This window comes from Paenibacillus marchantiae, assembly GCF_028771845.1.
Classification (GTDB): domain Bacteria; phylum Bacillota; class Bacilli; order Paenibacillales; family Paenibacillaceae; genus Paenibacillus; species Paenibacillus marchantiae.
The window spans coordinates 6,846,007-6,860,696 of record NZ_CP118270.1 but is presented as its reverse complement, the minus strand read 5'-3'; the positions used below and the strand labels follow the sequence as shown (position 1 = coordinate 6,860,696).

The window sequence follows — 14,690 nt, the reverse complement described above, 5'->3', positions numbered from 1 at the left end:
CCGCTATTTGTTCAGCCTGTTTGAACAGAAGGCGTCTCATAACGGGAAGGGTCGAGCGTTTTGACCATAAATACAATCTCTTCCTGCCGTTCAGGTGTCTGTACCGTTTTGTGATGAAAAGGTTCATATCCCCTCCGTTCATACATGGGAGCAAGCCAGGGATGGCGGGTCGCCGTTGCCAGAAATACGGCAGGAGCATCAAGCTTCTGTAGAATGATATGTTGCTCAACCCAATCCAATAGTTTAGAGCCATAGCCCTGGCTTTTATGGGCCGGACTTACCGCGAACCAGCGGATGAAAGGATAGGGGCTGATGGCTTGCCGCTGTACATCTTCGGCTCGATCAAGGGTAACCGTGGCAATGATTTCTCCGGCTTTTTCAAGAATATAGCATTCATGCTGTACAATATTATTCTGTATAACTTCCAGTGTAGCGTGTCCGGCTGGAAAAGGAATGTTCAGGGCCCGAATCGTTTCATAGGCATCAACGGTAACAGCCTGCAATTGTTCGGCATCTTCAAGTGTTGCCAATCGGTATTGTTCGGTCATGGTCGATCAATCCCTTCTATGAAAATTAACTATTCCAACCTGTTAAGTTGGTTTAATATTTTGGTGTTATTTTATCATGAAATTCATGGTTGGAATATAATTCTCGAATCAGATCTGTCTATAAGCCCATCGAAAGCTTCTATATGTAAAAATGACAAAACTTTTTCCAATTTTACTCGTTTCAGGACTCGCCTAAACCATGCTCTATCCTGTAAAATAGAACTAACTGATTCCAGCCAAGAACTGAAATAAGGAGAGACGACTAATGAATACGAAACCTGATTGCGGTATATCGTTGCAAATCGACGACTATCTGGATCTTTTGCATTTTGCCATCCAAATCGAGGATCAGGAATGGCAGCAGTCCCTTATCCACCAGCTCAAAATATTTCAGCCGGAAGCGGAGCAGCGCACACCTGAAGAAGAATTATGGATGAGATTTGATTATATCAACAGTAAACTAACAGGTCTCTGCCACCAGATTCACGCGGCCCATTCAACGGATGAACGCAAGAAGTTTGAAGAACGAATCGGACTCTTGCAACTGCAGCGTATAGAAGTAGCTCGTAAAATTAAATGGGCTAGTCGCAGATAGATGCGTATTTGAATTTAATATGATCTGCAATTGAAGAAGCGATCCCCAGCCTGGTTGGGGGATCGCTTCTTTTGGTTTACTTTTGGATCAGGGAACGGGTGAAGCATAGAGAAGTTCTATAACGTTATCAGGATGTCCTATTAACATATATATTGCCTAGGTATGACATACGATGCTATTCTTTGTTCAACCTAATTCCGACTATACAAGTGTGAATGGTTAGTTAAATCAAAGATGAGGAATGGGAGTACACATCATATTGGCTGAAATAACAGCCTGTGGAGGAGATCGGGAATGGTTAATCAATGGGGGATTCAGAAATTCCGGACAGCATTGCTGTTCATTACTATGTTGGTGGTACTGGCGGGTTGCAGTTCAGGCAATGCATCGAATGAATCGGATTCCGCATCTGCGTCCGGTCAAGATAAAGTGAAGAAGATCATTGTGGGTACAGGTACTCAATTCCCGAATGTTTGCTTTATTGATGAGAATGGCAAGCTGACGGGGTACGATGTAGAACTGATCCGCGAGATTGATAAACGATTGCCTGAATATGAATTCGAGTTCAGTACAATGGAATTTAAAAACCTGCTGCTTAGTCTTGAAACGAAGAAAATAGACCTGATCGCTCACCAAATGGAAGTGAATGAAGAGAGACAGGCCAAGTTCCTTTTTAATGACGAGGCATATAACATTTTCCCTAATAAAATCGTTGTAAGCGAGAAAAACCAGGATGTAAAATCCATCGAGGATCTGAAAGGTAAAAAACTGATTGTTGGCGCTACGAGTAATGCGGCTGTACTGGCTGAGAAATGGAATGCAGCGAATGGAAATGCCATCGACATTGTGTATTCCGGAGCAGGGGAAGATACGAATACTCAGATCAAAACAGGCCGGGTGGATGCAACTATCAGCACGCAGTTTGCCATCGATTATCAAAATAAAGTGGTGGATGCACAGTTAAAGACTGTGGGAGAGGCTCTGTCCAATTCCAAAGTGTATTTCATTCTGAACAAGGATGAGGAAGAGCTCAAAACAAAAATTGATGAAGCGCTCAAATCAATCAAGGAAGATGGAACATTGAGCAAATTGAGCACAGAGTGGCTGGGAGCCGATTACACGGTTGAGGAATAGTTCGTTGAGAAAGGTGAGCGACGGTTATGGGTAAATCATTCGATCTGTCATTGGTTCTGGATTTCGTCCCTGAACTGCTGCGATATTTGCATATTACACTGATTGTACTGGGCGGTTCCATTGTGTTCGGTTTGGTGGGCGGTGTACTTCTGGCGGTCCCGAGGTTATACCGGATTCCGGTGCTGAGCCAGCTCGCGACCCTGTACGTCTCTTTCATGCGGGGCACACCGATTCTCATCAAATTGTTTCTGGTCTACTACGGATTACCTGAATTGCTCAAGCCTATAGGAGTCGATCTGTCCAGGACCGATCCGCTGGTATTTGTCATCGTGACTTATGCGTTAAGTGATGCAGCGTCCTTTGCCGAAATCTTTCGCGGAGCTGTGCGCAGTGTGGACAAGGGCCAGACGGAAGCAGCATATGCGGCGGGCTTGACCACGTTTCAGTCGTTTCGGCGAATTGTGGTTCCGCAGGCGCTCATCGTTGCTTTTCCAAATATGGCGAATACGTTGATTGGTTCGTTAAAGGATACGTCACTTGCTTTCTCGATTGGGGTCATGGACATGGTGGGCAGGGGGCAAACGCTGATCTCGGCTACATCGCATGCACTTGAAGTGTATATTAGTCTGTCGATTGTTTACTATGTTATCGTGCTTGTCCTTGAAAAAGGGTTTGCTATCGCAGAGCGCAGACTCCAGCGTCACGAACGTAAGAAAGAAGTCCCTGGGCCAGTGGTTAGAGCTGAACGCCTGAAACGAATAGCGGGGTGAGCGAATGTCTATTGATTTCAACTTTATCTACACATCTTTTTTCCAGATTCTAAAGGCATTGCCACTAACACTCGTCATTACGATTGTACCGTTGATCGCAGGCTTTGGCATTGGTCTGGTTACTGCTTTAATTCGAATCTATAAGGTTCCCTGGGTCTACCGGATCGCTGATTTCTATGTTTCGTTTTTTCGGGGGACACCGATGCTGATGCACTTGTTTCTAATCTATTACGGGATTCCGTTGATCATCGACAAACTGGCTGCCCGGTACGGCTGGGCCTTTCAGTCTTCCTCCATCCCCATTCTGGTGTTCGTGCTCATCGCCTTCTCGTTGACTGCCGGATCTTATATGTCCGAGATTATCCGTTCCGGTATTCTTGCAGTGGACACTGGGCAGATGGAAGCTGCACATGCCGTGGGCATGAGTACCTCCCAGGCAATGAGACGCATTATTTTACCGCAGGCGGTGGGTGCGGTTCTGCCGAATCTGTGCAGTATGTTTGTTGGTTTCCTGCATGGATCAACACTCGCGTTTACCGTATCACAGATGGATATTCTCGGGAAAGCGGATGTGGTGGCTTCGGTCAGTCTGAAATTTCTGGAGGCTTTCATTGCTGCCGCATTGATCTATTGGGGTCTGACGGTGATTGTCGAACGGATTACAGCTTTGCTGGAACGCAGAGTTGCCGTGTACAGCAAAGGAGGGGTGTCATGATATCACTGACGAATATACACAAATCTTTTGGTCAGCAGGAAGTGTTGAAAGGTATTGATCTGACTGTGGAGCAGGGGGATGTTGTTGCCATTCTTGGACCGAGCGGGTCCGGCAAAACGACATTGCTGCGCTGTGTGAATTTTCTTGAACGTGCCGATGAGGGCAAGGTACAGATCAGCGGATTAACCGTAGACTGCAAGCATGCCCGCAAACATGACATTGTGCAGTTGCGGCGAAAAACGGCGATGGTGTTCCAGCACTATAACCTGTTCAAACATAAAACGGTACTGGATAACGTAACTGAAGGATTAATCATCGCTCAGAAAATGTCCAAAGCCGATGCTCGTGAACGAGCCTTGCGTGTACTTGAACAAGTGGGCCTGTCCGCCAAAATTAATGAGTATCCCAGCATGTTGTCAGGTGGACAACAGCAGCGGGTAGGCATTGCTCGGGCGCTGGCACTGAATCCAGAGGTAATTCTGTTCGATGAACCAACCTCGGCGCTTGATCCTGAACTTGTAGGTGAGGTGCTGTCGGTCATTCGATCGATTGCCCAGGAAGGCATCACCATGATTGTTGTCACCCATGAAATGGGTTTTGCCCGTGAGGTGGCAAATCGAGTTGTATTCATGGATGGGGGTTCCGTAGTGGAAGAAGGCACACCGGAGGAAGTGTTTGTGCGGCCCAAACAGGAACGTACCCGCCAATTCCTCAGTCGATACTCTTCCGATTGGAGTTATGTCATCTGACGATATAGGCGCAAGCTGGAGTAACTGACGATCCCGGCCCGGCATATGCTGTAGCAGGCAAATGCTGATAGGCCGGGTTTTTCTATGGGTGAAGCAGGCCGTGACGGTAAGGAGGAGGACCATGCAGAGCAAAATCGATGAAATACTCACACATATTGCACATTCTCACCAGCAGGTTGCACGTGTACTGGATGCCAAACGTCAAGTCGCTGTGCGCATGTCTGAAATCATCAATCATTTGCCGGATATCGAACCGGAGCTGGATGGCGTTGACGGTCTGCTGGATAGCTCGGGACAAATCAACAAAAGCATCATCTCCTATTTGGGAGGCCTGGCAGACTTGGAAGAAGCCGTAGCCGAAACGCTGACTCAGGTGATGCGGGAGATGGCGGGTCAAGAGGAAGAATAAGCCCGGAAGGCGGGTGAATGGACATGAGCAGAGAACAAAGTCTCATACTGATGCTGGATGCAGCAGCCAAGATGCAGTGGAATATTGCCCTGATTTTGGAGGCCAAGGCGATTGAAGCCGAGAAGGTAAGGAACTGGGCGTTAAATCATTTGAATGGTGAGTCTTTTCTGACGCATAGCGATCAGGTGGCAGAGCCACTCAAAATGCATGATCAACTGGTGGAAATACTAGAAGGATTGACCCGAATGGAAACCGGATTATGCAACAACCTGAAGGCCATCATGGTGCAGAACGATGGTGAAGAAGGCGGCATGGACGGTGGCATGTTTGGCGGCATGGATATGGGGGATCTCGGAAAATGAGTCTGTTGCGGCGTGAGCAGGAAGCGAAACTGTCCCTCATTGAGTCCATTGCACACAGTCAGCAGGCGCTCGCCCGCATTCTGGACAGTGTGGCCAGCGTGTCTGCCCACTCGGAAGTATCCGCCCGCAGTCTGGCCGAGAACATTCGTTTGCTAAGCCGTTATCAAGAGGAGATGTCCCGGATGGTTACGGGGATAAGGCTGGCCCGAATCCAGCATGGGGAGCCTGGTGTGCCATGGCTCAAAGACCCTGGATATGCGATACGCATGGTCCGGAACATACAGGAGGAATGTTGACATGTTAAAGAAGAAAAAAATACGTCTGAGAACCAAAAGAGCTTTGCTTGCTCGCGGGGCCCGTCTGCGTAAAATCCGTAAACTGCGTGCGGTAAAAGGCAAACGTGTGCTTCACAAACGTACCCTCAAAGGACGCAGTGCGTGGCTCAAAAAAAAGAAACGTGCGGTACGACGGCACCGGAGTGTGAAGCCCGCACAACCTGTCGTCCCGGCTACCCCTACCGATCCGAACCCGGACAGCGCGTACAGCCAGGGGTACAACGAGGCGTACAACGAGGGATTCAACGCGGGTTTCGCCAAGGGATTCGAGGACGGACATCAGTTGGCTTACAAAGCGCAATAACAGAGTAGGGTACATTTTCGGATGACTATAGATGCATGTCCAGTGTATGACGATTGCCCGGGGGGACGGATCCCTCCGGGTTATTTGTATCGCTGCAAAAGCGGACATGCCCGTGCAGGCGGTTGTGGAGGGCAGACGCCAATTTTGCGCCTTGCAGGACACCCGTCCATGATGCATCTGACCCCGGGGCATATCCTTTAGAGGGAACACCAATCTCGGGGAGAATCTGAAAGTGGAATCTCCTGAAGGAAGACAGGGTGAAGGATGTGGCAAAACGACGACACCGGCCGCCTACAGAAGCGGAGATAGCTTACCGTGGCGGATATGCAGAAGGCCGCAGATTTGGCGGCTGTCAGGCCATGATGGAGCGAGTGCAGATGTTTGAGCCGACCGTGCGGAATATGAAAGTGCTGTACATTCCGCAAGGATTCGATGCCATCGATGAAGGCGTCATTGGAGCCTTGCAGCAATCTGTTCGTGAATGTGTTGTCGGATCGCCGGCAAACATGCTGCAGGAAGCCAGCCAGCACATGCCCGATCTGGTGCTGGTCATGAATGGACTACACGTATTTCCTCCCGATCATCTGGAACAGGTGAATGGCATAAGGGGACTTGGAATACGAACAGCAGTATGGTTTGTGGATGACCCGTATTTTACCGAAGATACGACAACCATCTGTCAGCATTACGATGTCGTGTTCACGCATGAGGAAGCGGCCGTGCCGTTCTATACTGCACATGGAGCAGGTCGGGTGATCTATATGCCGCTGGCAGTGAACCCGGGAATGTTTCAACCAAGGCGTACGGCGCCGCAGCATCAGTATGACATTTGTTTTATCGGCACCGGATTCTGGAACCGAATTGCACTGTTCGATGAGCTGGCTCCTTTTCTGGCGGACAAAAAGGTATTCATTGCCGGCAGCCAGTGGAACCGGCTGAAACGCTCCGACATCCTGGGCCGATTCATCCATGAAGGCTGGATTGATCCTGGAGCGACAGTGGATTATTACAATGGCGCCAAAATCGTGATTAACGTACACCGGACTTGCGAGAATGGGGAAGACAATCGCAATACGCATCATCTCCAAGGCCATTCCATTAATCCGCGGACGTATGAGATCAGCGCCTGTGGCACGATGCAGATAACGGATGCACGCAATGATCTGCCACGTTACTACCGGCCTGGATATGACATCGAGACCTTTACAACCGCGGCTGAACTTCAGCGCAAAATCAAATATTATCTGCACCATGAAGAGGAACGGCGAGCCCTGGCTTGGCGAGGGCTGCTTACCACACTGAACCAGCATACGTTCACTCGTCGTATTGCTCAGCTGCTGGAGCACGTGTAAATTCTCTTTCTGCAGGGCAACAGCGTTAGAAAACCCTATCCCAAAAATAAAAGGAGTGGCGGTATGTCTCTCAAACACCGTAAAACGAGAAAGTCTCATGCACCAGTGCTCAGTCTGGCTGACCAAGCACGCAAAAACGGGCAACATGCCGGATATGATGCGGGCAAGGAAGAAGGATATTTACGTGGCCGTGCCAACTATATCGTCAATTGTGCACAGGAGCCATTGCCTTTCCGGCAGCTTCACGTGCTGTATGTATCTTCGGGTAAAGGATTCCCATATTCCCCACTGGACGAAGCCATCATGGCAACATTGCAGGGCATGGTTGCCCAGGTAACTCTTTCCGATCCACGTCAGCCTGTATCCGAAATTGCGTTGCAAACCCGTCCTGACCTGGTGCTTGTGCTGGATGGTATGGATATTCCGCTGGAACATCTCGATGCGATTCGCCAAGCAGGCATTCAGACGGCAATTTGGCTCACGGATGATCCGTACTATACGGATATGACGCTTGAGACAGTACAGCATTTCGATCATGTGTTCACATTGGAACTGAACTGTGTCGAGTTGTATCGACAAAACGGCTGCCCTTCCGTTCACTACCTGCCCTTTGCTGCATTCACTAATCATTACTTCCCAATCACCACACCATCTGCATTACACCGGGATGTCAGTTTTATCGGATCGGCCTACTGGAACCGGGTGTATTTCTTCAATCCGATCATGGCACAGCTGATGTCACACAATACCGTATTTAATGGCATCTGGTGGGATCGCCTGCCAGACTATGCTGCTTACGGTGAGAAGATCGAACTGGGTCGCTGGATGAGTCCGCAGGAAACGAATGATGTCTATAACGGCACTAAAATTGTCATCAACCTTCACCGCTCCCATGAAGACGATTCCGTTAACAACAACCATGTTAAAATTTCACCAGCCTCCCCGAATCCGAGAACATTTGAAATTGCGGCGTCTACGACCCTTCAATTGACCGATGCGCGGGATGACCTGGCACGTTTCTATAAACCGGGTGTGGAGATCGAGACCTACTCTTCCCCTCAGGAGTTGCTCGATAAGGTTGAATACTACCTCACTCATGAGAAAGAGCGCCGTGAAATTGCACTTCGAGGGCTGGAACGGACATTGAAGGATCACACGTATGGCAAAAGAATCAACGAAATATTGAGCATTATATTCCCTTAATCTTGTCCGGAAGGAGGTGTGCACAGAACCCTGCATATTCGTATTCAGGGTCCGTGCGGCCATGGCGACTAAACCCAAACTCATGTTGTTTTCCCATGTGTGCAACACCCGCAGCATTACGGGTGCGGAGAAGCTGTTGCTTCATTTTATGAGGGAGATGGGTTCCATCTTTGATTGTGTACTCGTGGTTCCTCAGGAAGGAAAGCTTGCCGGACTTGCACGGAGATTCGATATCCAGGTCAAAGTATGCTTCCTGCCGATGCTTCACGGTGTGTACACACCTTACCGGGGGATTGCAACGGATGCAGAACAGCTTCGCCATAAACCAGCTTATCAGGACGTGGTCTCCCTCATCAGGGAGACTGCACCTGATCTGGTGTTAACGAATACCTGTGTCAATGTGATGCCTGCCGTAGCAGCGAAGTCTCTGCAAATTCCGGTGATCTGGAAGATTACCGAGATTATTGCGTTGAATGAACATACAAACGAAGCTGTACAGATGATTGAGCGTTACTCCGATTGGATCATAGGCATATCCGAAAGTGCAGTAGCACCATTCAAACAAGCCGGCATGAGTGCCAAATTAACCGTGATCTCCCCAACCTGGGACCCGGCCTTACCGGACCCGGAGCGATGGGTTCACTTGAGGGAACGCAAACGCAAAGAGCTTGGTTTTAAGCCATCACAGATCTGTATCGGTTACATCTCTTCCTTCATATATGATGCCAAAGGTCTGAAACCTTTTGTGGATATGGCTTTGCAATTGTGTGAAACCCATCCGCGCTGCCGTTTCTGGATTATTGGTACATCAGCGGACAAAAAGTACTATGACGAATGTGTATCACGGGTGAAAAAATCCGGTTATTATCGCAGATTTACCTTTACGCCGTTTGAAGAGAATGTATCTCTAGCCTATACGGCTATGGACATGGTGGTCATTCCGAGCATGGTCAAAGAAGGATTTGGCATGACCGCGCTGGAGGGGCTTTATTTCGCCAAACCGGTTATCGCTTTTGCCCAGGGCGGACTCAAGGAATTGTTGGAATCGGTAGGCAGCGGTGCATTTTTGGCCCCGGCCGGGGATTCTCAGGCGCTTACTACTCTGGCAACAACTCTGCTGAATGATCCTGAACTGGCCTCCGACACCGGTTGGCGTAATCGGACAGAAGCGGAAAAGCTGTACGGTATTGAAACCTACAGGGCAAAGCTGCATACGATGGTGACACAGTGGTTGATTCGTTTTCCCGGATGGTTTCCGTACATTCAGCCTCCGAATGGTCCAGTGTACGCATGGGGTGAGGGTCGTTTGCGAACCGTGCTGATTCTGGAACCGGCTTCGGTTCGGGCACGATTGTTCCCATTGACTGTGATTCAGGCGTTGCCACTCTCGCCCTTGCCTCCGCTTGCCATAGGTCAGCCTGTTCATGAAGATACAGAACCTCGCTCAAGCCATAGATCAGGACGAAGTCGTTACCCGCATTCAACCCACCGCAGCAGGATCCGTGACCGAATGAAACGAGGAATGGGAACAGGCAGGAGGAAGCTGAAGGCAAGCAAAAAGAGGAAACAACGTGTGCGCGTGGTGCAACCGACTGTTCGCAAACGTGCGCCTGGCAAAGCCAAACGAAGCCGGGTTCGCCGGAGATTATCCAATAGACGATGAAGGCAGGGATTACGATGAAGATCATGACGGTGCTGGGTACGCGACCTGAAATTATACGGCTCAGCCTGATCATTTCCAAGCTGGACCAGTACGCGTCCAAACATATTCTGGTACACACGGGACAGAACTTCACGGAAAGTCTCAGCGGTCTTTTCTTCAAGGAAATGGGCTTGCGTGCGCCGGACTACGTCCTTCAGGATGAAGCGGCCTCGTTGGGTCGACAGTTATCCTCGATGTTTACGCAAATGGAAGATTTATTAAATCAGGAGAAACCGGATAAAGTGCTGCTGCTCGGCGATACGAACAGTGCATTATGTGCTGTTCTGGCTGAACGGATGGGCATACCCGTCATTCATATGGAAGCAGGCAATCGATGCTTTGACCTGGATGTGCCCGAAGAGAAAAATCGCAGGGTTATCGACGCCATTTCCACCATTAATATGCCGTATACCGAACAGAGTAAGAAACATCTGATTAGTGAAGGGGTACCTAGTCGCCGAATTGTGCTGACAGGCAACCCGATCTATGAAGTGATGCGTCACTACGACGCACAGGTAAGTTCCAGCAAAATACTGAAGAAATTGAAGCTGAAGTCCGGGCAATATTTTTTGGTTACGACCCACCGGGCGGAGAATGTGGATCACCCTCCTCATTTGCTGGAGATTATGAAAGGTTTGAACCAGGTTGCTGAAGAACATGCCATGCGAGTCATATGCAGCATTCACCCTCGAACGGCTATTCGAATCGCCGAGCATCTGCAACTGGAGATGCACCCGCTGGTGGAATTTCACGAACCATTCGGTTTTTTCGACTTCGTGATGCTGGAGCGACATGCTCGCTGTGCACTTACGGATAGTGGTACCGTACAGGAGGAGTGCTGCATCATGGGTGTGCCAACGGTAACCATGCGTCGCACGACAGAAAGACCGGAGACGGTGGATTGCGGCAGCAACGTGGTCTCAGGTCTGGATGCGGAGCGTATTGCGGGCTGTGTGAAAGTAATGACCGAAATGTCAAACGACTGGGATTGTCCACAAGGCTACAAAGCAACCGATGTATCCAGTAAAGTGGTCAAATTTCTGCTTGGAGGGAAATTGCATGTTTGAAAATAAGCGTATACTCGTGACTGGCGGTACGGGATCATGGGGTTATGAACTTGTGGCTCAACTGCTGCCCCAGCAGCCCAAGGAGATTATCGTTTACTCCCGGAATGAGTCCAGCCAAGTGGCGATGAGTCGTGAATTCGAAGACCCGCGTCTTCATTTTCGTATTGGTGATATTCGAGACAAGGATGCCTTAACCGTTGCATGTCAACATGTGGATTATGTATTTCATCTCGCAGCGCTCAAGCATGTGCCGGTGTGTGAAGACCAACCTTATGAAGCACTCAAAACCAATGTGATCGGAACACAAAATGTCATCGAAGCTGCGATTGAAAATAATGTAGAAAAAGTCATTTACATCTCGACCGACAAGGCCGCCAATCCATCCAATTTCTACGGCATGACGAAAGCGATTGGTGAGAAGTTGATCGTATATGCCAATCTGCTTCACAGCAATACGCGGTTTGTCACCGTACGTGGTGGCAATGTACTTGGAACGAACGGCAGTGTCGTGCACTTATTCAAAAATCAGATTCGATCCAAAGGTCAAGTTTCCATCACGGATATGAAAATGACTCGATTTTTTCTCACGCTGAAAGATGCGATTACTTTGCTGTTCAAAGCTTCGGTGGAAAGTGTCGGTGGTGAGATTTTTGTCATGACGATGCCAACGTGCAAAATCGTAGATCTGGCAGAAGTTCTGATTGAGGATTCAGGTGTGGAGAATGTCTCCATTGTGGAGCGTGGTACTCGGCCAGGTGAGAAGATTCACGAGATTCTGATGAGTGAATTCGAGAGCATGACCACAGTGGTATACGATGAGCAATACTTGGTGATCTTGCCTACACTCGGCATACCGGGGTTGAAGGAGCATTATACGAACTGTCCTCCAGTATCCTTCAGCAGCTTCAGTTCCGAGCATCAGCTAATGACCAAACAGGAGATTCGTGACATTCTGCAACGCGGAGGGTTCCTGTCATGAAGTTGTTGATACTTGGGGGAAACGGAATGGCCGGCCATATTATGGTCGACTATTTCCGCCGTCAAGGCGTCCACAGCGTCTTCTATACGACCCGAGATGTATCGGACCCTAATGGTCTTCTGTTGGATGTAAATGACTGCTTTATGGTCGACCGTCTGGTGGAGGTGGTGCACCCGGATGTCATCGTTAACGCGGTGGGTGTTTTGAACAGTTTTGCAGATGAAGACAAAATTACCGCTTATCATATTAATGGATTTCTGCCGCATCGTTTGCGGCGGATCGCTGACACGATCGGTGCACGTCTGATCCACATCAGTACAGATTGTGTGTTTAGTGGGGACCGGGGGGCGTACCGGGAGGATGATGTTACCGATGGAACATCTGCCTATGCAATCACGAAAGCACTGGGTGAAGTTCAGGATGCGGGTCATCTGACGATCCGTACGTCCATTATAGGACCCGAAATTCGGAAAGGCGGCATTGGTCTGATGCATTGGTTCATGTCCTGCACAGGTGAGGTTGGCGGATATACACGCGTCTTCTGGAATGGGGTGACCACCCTTGAACTGGCCAAATGGGTAGATCATTATCTGGCATCTCCGGTCAGTGGTCTAATCCATCTGGCTCATCCGGTGCCTGTCAGCAAGCATGACCTGCTTGTGCTGTTCAAGCAGATATGGGATAAACAGGATGTTGTTATCTTACCCGATGATAGCGTTGTGCAGGACCGCACGTTAGTTTCCACACGTGAGGATGTGAAGACAGACCTTCCGGATTATTCTACGATGCTGAAGGAGCTGGCATTATGGATGGAGCAGAGCTAACTGGCAAAAAGGTACTGATCACGGGTGCTTCTGGCTTCACTGGACGGCATGCGGTTGCTTATTTCAAGGCAGCCGGTACGGCAGTCGCAGCAGTGGTCAGGCGGGCAGGGATACATTCGTTTGGCGATGGTGTGGCTGTACATGTCTGTGATCTTAACGATAAGCAGCAAGTCCGCCTTCTGATTGAAGAGGTGAAGCCGGATTATGTGCTGCATCTTGCAGGTAAAAATTCCGTGCCCGATTCGTGGTCCAATCCGCTGCTGGTGCTAGAGACTAATGTGATGGCTGTTCTCTATTTGCTGGATGCACTAAGAAGCTGTCCGGCGGCACGGACCGTTATTGTGGGCTCCCGATTAAAGTATACTCCTGAACCCGGTCGGCCACCGCAGCCTCCGCACCCGTATAGTCTCAGCAAAGCATTAGAGGAAATGGTATCTCTATCATGGATGTCTCTTTTTGGACAGCAGATTATGCTGGCCGAGCCGGGGAATCTGATCGGGGCAGGCCCTTCAACGGGCATATGTTCGCTGCTGGCACGTCATATTGTTGCCTGTGAACAGGAAGGTAAGACGGAGGCCTTTCGTCTATCCGGCCGGGATAATACCCGTGATTTTCTAGATGTGCGGGACGCAGTCCAGGCCTATGCAACCTTGCTTGTTCAAGGCACAACGGGCAACGTATATCCGGTTGTATCGGGCACGGAGCGCAGCCTCGGAGAGATTGCGGATACGCTGCTAACCATGACCGAAGCGGAGGTGCCGGTACGCTGGGACGGAGCTTCTTCCGGGCCGGACGGGGCGGGAGATCAGGAGGAGTTCTCGGCACTGCGCAAGTTGGGCTGGCAGCCGCTGATTCCATTTACCCAATCTCTTCAGGACATTCTGAGCGATGTTCGTACTCAGCAGGGGAGGGCGACTACATGAATCCGAGCGTGTCCATTGTCATTCCGTTTTACAATGATCCTTATGTACCTCAAGCGATCCAGAGTGCACTGAACCAGACATATACCGATGTGGAGATCATTATCGTCAACGATGGCTCTACCCAGAATGAAGAACTGCTTCAGCCGTATCTTCCCTACATTTATGTTCTTGGCAAAAGCAACGGTGGTACAGCTTCGGCTCTGAATCACGGCATTCGTCATGCTTCCGGGGACTATATCGCCTGGCTGAGTTCAGATGACCTCTTATATCCAGATAAGATTCGTCATCAGGTTGAATTTATGCAACGGGAGAATGCGCTCATCTCACATACCAACTTTAATTACATTAATGAGCACTCTACAGTGACCAAGCTGAACGGTGGAGCTCAAGCGATGGCCGAACCGGATTGGCTGCGCCTCTTCGTAAACGGCAATCCGGTGAACGGCTGTACCGTGATGATCCGCAGGGATCTGTTTAGTGGGGTGGGTCTGTTCGATGAACTATTGCCTTATACGCATGATTTGGATCTATGGATGCGTATTCTGCTGAACGGCCATCGTTTTCCATATCTGAATGAATCGCTTACGGCATATCGTCGGCACGGGGGAATGGGGACGGTACGTCACGCGGATGCCATCGGCCGAGAGGCCTCTATGGTATGGTCCAGATATCGGGAGCCTTTGTTGCAGCGCATTGCTGCCATGGGAGGATAAAGAACT

19 protein-coding genes are annotated in these 14,690 nt (G+C 49.6%); 18 read left to right on the top strand and 1 reads right to left on the bottom strand.

Going from position 1 to position 14,690, the window contains the following annotated elements:
• Positions 1-11: 11 nt before the first annotated feature.
• Positions 12-548 (bottom strand): GNAT family N-acetyltransferase, encoded by a 537-nt coding sequence (locus PTQ21_RS30855; RefSeq protein WP_072735445.1) that lies wholly within the window; start codon positions 546-548, stop codon positions 12-14.
• A 265-nt stretch (positions 549-813) separates the two neighbouring features.
• Here PTQ21_RS30855 and PTQ21_RS30850 point away from each other — a divergent pair, with 265 nt between their 5' ends.
• The 18 genes from PTQ21_RS30850 to PTQ21_RS30765 all read left to right on the top strand — a co-directional run bounded on the left by PTQ21_RS30850 (position 814) and on the right by PTQ21_RS30765 (position 14,684).
• Positions 814-1,143, top strand: coding sequence for a hypothetical protein (locus PTQ21_RS30850; RefSeq protein WP_063566659.1), 330 nt, complete (start codon positions 814-816; stop codon positions 1,141-1,143).
• A gap of 294 nt (positions 1,144-1,437) precedes the next feature.
• Complete coding sequence (locus tag PTQ21_RS30845; RefSeq protein WP_063566660.1) at positions 1,438-2,277, top strand: transporter substrate-binding domain-containing protein; 840 nt, start codon at positions 1,438-1,440, stop codon at positions 2,275-2,277.
• Between the two features lie 26 nt (positions 2,278-2,303).
• Positions 2,304-3,047, top strand: coding sequence for an amino acid ABC transporter permease (locus PTQ21_RS30840; protein ID WP_063566661.1), 744 nt, complete (start codon positions 2,304-2,306; stop codon positions 3,045-3,047).
• 4 nt (positions 3,048-3,051) lie between these two features.
• Positions 3,052-3,762: an amino acid ABC transporter permease gene (locus tag PTQ21_RS30835; RefSeq protein WP_063566662.1), complete on the top strand. Its 711-nt coding sequence runs from the start codon at positions 3,052-3,054 to the stop codon at positions 3,760-3,762.
• On the top strand, positions 3,759-4,511 hold the full coding sequence (locus tag PTQ21_RS30830; RefSeq protein ID WP_064635771.1) for an amino acid ABC transporter ATP-binding protein: 753 nt from the start codon (positions 3,759-3,761) through the stop codon (positions 4,509-4,511). Before PTQ21_RS30835 ends, PTQ21_RS30830 begins: the two co-directional genes overlap by 4 nt.
• A gap of 121 nt (positions 4,512-4,632) precedes the next feature.
• The gene (locus PTQ21_RS30825) at positions 4,633-4,920 is read left to right on the top strand and encodes a hypothetical protein (RefSeq protein WP_063566664.1); all 288 of its coding nucleotides are present in this window, start codon (positions 4,633-4,635) and stop codon (positions 4,918-4,920) included.
• 23 nt (positions 4,921-4,943) lie between these two features.
• The gene (locus PTQ21_RS30820) at positions 4,944-5,282 is read left to right on the top strand and encodes an alpha-helical endospore appendage domain-containing protein (protein ID WP_063566731.1); all 339 of its coding nucleotides are present in this window, start codon (positions 4,944-4,946) and stop codon (positions 5,280-5,282) included.
• Positions 5,279-5,578: a hypothetical protein gene (locus PTQ21_RS30815; RefSeq protein ID WP_063566665.1), complete on the top strand. Its 300-nt coding sequence runs from the start codon at positions 5,279-5,281 to the stop codon at positions 5,576-5,578. The genes PTQ21_RS30820 and PTQ21_RS30815 overlap by 4 nt, the downstream gene beginning before the upstream one ends.
• Before the next feature lies 1 nt (position 5,579).
• Positions 5,580-5,921, top strand: coding sequence for a hypothetical protein (locus PTQ21_RS30810; protein ID WP_063566666.1), 342 nt, complete (start codon positions 5,580-5,582; stop codon positions 5,919-5,921).
• Positions 5,922-5,942: 21 nt separating this feature from the next.
• Positions 5,943-6,122 carry a hypothetical protein gene (locus PTQ21_RS30805; RefSeq protein ID WP_139295735.1) on the top strand — a complete coding sequence of 60 codons (180 nt, stop codon included), beginning with the start codon at positions 5,943-5,945 and terminating at the stop codon, positions 6,120-6,122.
• A gap of 56 nt (positions 6,123-6,178) precedes the next feature.
• Entirely contained in the window at positions 6,179-7,273 is a 1,095-nt protein-coding gene (locus PTQ21_RS30800; RefSeq protein WP_063566667.1) for a CgeB family protein, read from the top strand.
• A 63-nt stretch (positions 7,274-7,336) separates the two neighbouring features.
• Complete coding sequence (locus PTQ21_RS30795; RefSeq protein WP_240321512.1) at positions 7,337-8,476, top strand: CgeB family protein; 1,140 nt, start codon at positions 7,337-7,339, stop codon at positions 8,474-8,476.
• A gap of 61 nt (positions 8,477-8,537) precedes the next feature.
• Positions 8,538-10,139, top strand: a complete 1,602-nt coding sequence (locus PTQ21_RS30790; protein ID WP_274568376.1) for a glycosyltransferase family 4 protein — start codon at positions 8,538-8,540, stop codon at positions 10,137-10,139.
• A 14-nt stretch (positions 10,140-10,153) separates the two neighbouring features.
• Complete coding sequence (gene wecB / locus PTQ21_RS30785) at positions 10,154-11,245, top strand: non-hydrolyzing UDP-N-acetylglucosamine 2-epimerase (protein WP_274568375.1); 1,092 nt, start codon at positions 10,154-10,156, stop codon at positions 11,243-11,245.
• On the top strand, positions 11,238-12,224 hold the full coding sequence (locus PTQ21_RS30780) for a polysaccharide biosynthesis protein (protein ID WP_072735442.1): 987 nt from the start codon (positions 11,238-11,240) through the stop codon (positions 12,222-12,224). Before wecB ends, PTQ21_RS30780 begins: the two co-directional genes overlap by 8 nt.
• Entirely contained in the window at positions 12,221-13,048 is an 828-nt protein-coding gene (locus PTQ21_RS30775; protein WP_072735441.1) for a dTDP-4-dehydrorhamnose reductase family protein, read from the top strand. The genes PTQ21_RS30780 and PTQ21_RS30775 overlap by 4 nt, the downstream gene beginning before the upstream one ends.
• A complete protein-coding gene (locus PTQ21_RS30770; RefSeq protein WP_274568374.1) occupies positions 13,030-13,971 on the top strand; it encodes an NAD-dependent epimerase/dehydratase family protein in 942 nt (313 codons plus the stop codon). The genes PTQ21_RS30775 and PTQ21_RS30770 overlap by 19 nt, the downstream gene beginning before the upstream one ends.
• On the top strand, positions 13,968-14,684 hold the full coding sequence (locus PTQ21_RS30765) for a glycosyltransferase (protein ID WP_274568373.1): 717 nt from the start codon (positions 13,968-13,970) through the stop codon (positions 14,682-14,684). Before PTQ21_RS30770 ends, PTQ21_RS30765 begins: the two co-directional genes overlap by 4 nt.
• Positions 14,685-14,690: the final 6 nt, after the last annotated feature.

Bases quoted from the DNA above. Each gene is read 5' to 3' on its own strand.
- PTQ21_RS30830 (WP_064635771.1), top strand. From the start codon at position 3,759: ATGATATCACTGACGAATATACACAAATCTTTTGGTCAGCAGGAAGTG.
- PTQ21_RS30795 (WP_240321512.1), top strand. From the start codon at position 7,337: ATGTCTCTCAAACACCGTAAAACGAGAAAGTCTCATGCACCAGTGCTC.
- PTQ21_RS30765 (WP_274568373.1), top strand. From the start codon at position 13,968: ATGAATCCGAGCGTGTCCATTGTCATTCCGTTTTACAATGATCCTTAT.
- PTQ21_RS30845 (WP_063566660.1), top strand. From the start codon at position 1,438: ATGGTTAATCAATGGGGGATTCAGAAATTCCGGACAGCATTGCTGTTC.
- PTQ21_RS30805 (WP_139295735.1), top strand. From the start codon at position 5,943: ATGACTATAGATGCATGTCCAGTGTATGACGATTGCCCGGGGGGACGG.
- PTQ21_RS30780 (WP_072735442.1), top strand. From the start codon at position 11,238: ATGTTTGAAAATAAGCGTATACTCGTGACTGGCGGTACGGGATCATGG.
- PTQ21_RS30855 (WP_072735445.1), bottom strand. From the start codon at position 548: ATGACCGAACAATACCGATTGGCAACACTTGAAGATGCCGAACAATTG.
- PTQ21_RS30835 (WP_063566662.1), top strand. From the start codon at position 3,052: ATGTCTATTGATTTCAACTTTATCTACACATCTTTTTTCCAGATTCTA.
- wecB (WP_274568375.1), top strand. From the start codon at position 10,154: ATGAAGATCATGACGGTGCTGGGTACGCGACCTGAAATTATACGGCTC.
- PTQ21_RS30815 (WP_063566665.1), top strand. From the start codon at position 5,279: ATGAGTCTGTTGCGGCGTGAGCAGGAAGCGAAACTGTCCCTCATTGAG.
- PTQ21_RS30840 (WP_063566661.1), top strand. From the start codon at position 2,304: ATGGGTAAATCATTCGATCTGTCATTGGTTCTGGATTTCGTCCCTGAA.
- PTQ21_RS30770 (WP_274568374.1), top strand. From the start codon at position 13,030: ATGGATGGAGCAGAGCTAACTGGCAAAAAGGTACTGATCACGGGTGCT.
- PTQ21_RS30790 (WP_274568376.1), top strand. From the start codon at position 8,538: ATGGCGACTAAACCCAAACTCATGTTGTTTTCCCATGTGTGCAACACC.
- PTQ21_RS30820 (WP_063566731.1), top strand. From the start codon at position 4,944: ATGAGCAGAGAACAAAGTCTCATACTGATGCTGGATGCAGCAGCCAAG.
- PTQ21_RS30825 (WP_063566664.1), top strand. From the start codon at position 4,633: ATGCAGAGCAAAATCGATGAAATACTCACACATATTGCACATTCTCAC.
- PTQ21_RS30810 (WP_063566666.1), top strand. From the start codon at position 5,580: ATGTTAAAGAAGAAAAAAATACGTCTGAGAACCAAAAGAGCTTTGCTT.
- PTQ21_RS30775 (WP_072735441.1), top strand. From the start codon at position 12,221: ATGAAGTTGTTGATACTTGGGGGAAACGGAATGGCCGGCCATATTATG.
- PTQ21_RS30850 (WP_063566659.1), top strand. From the start codon at position 814: ATGAATACGAAACCTGATTGCGGTATATCGTTGCAAATCGACGACTAT.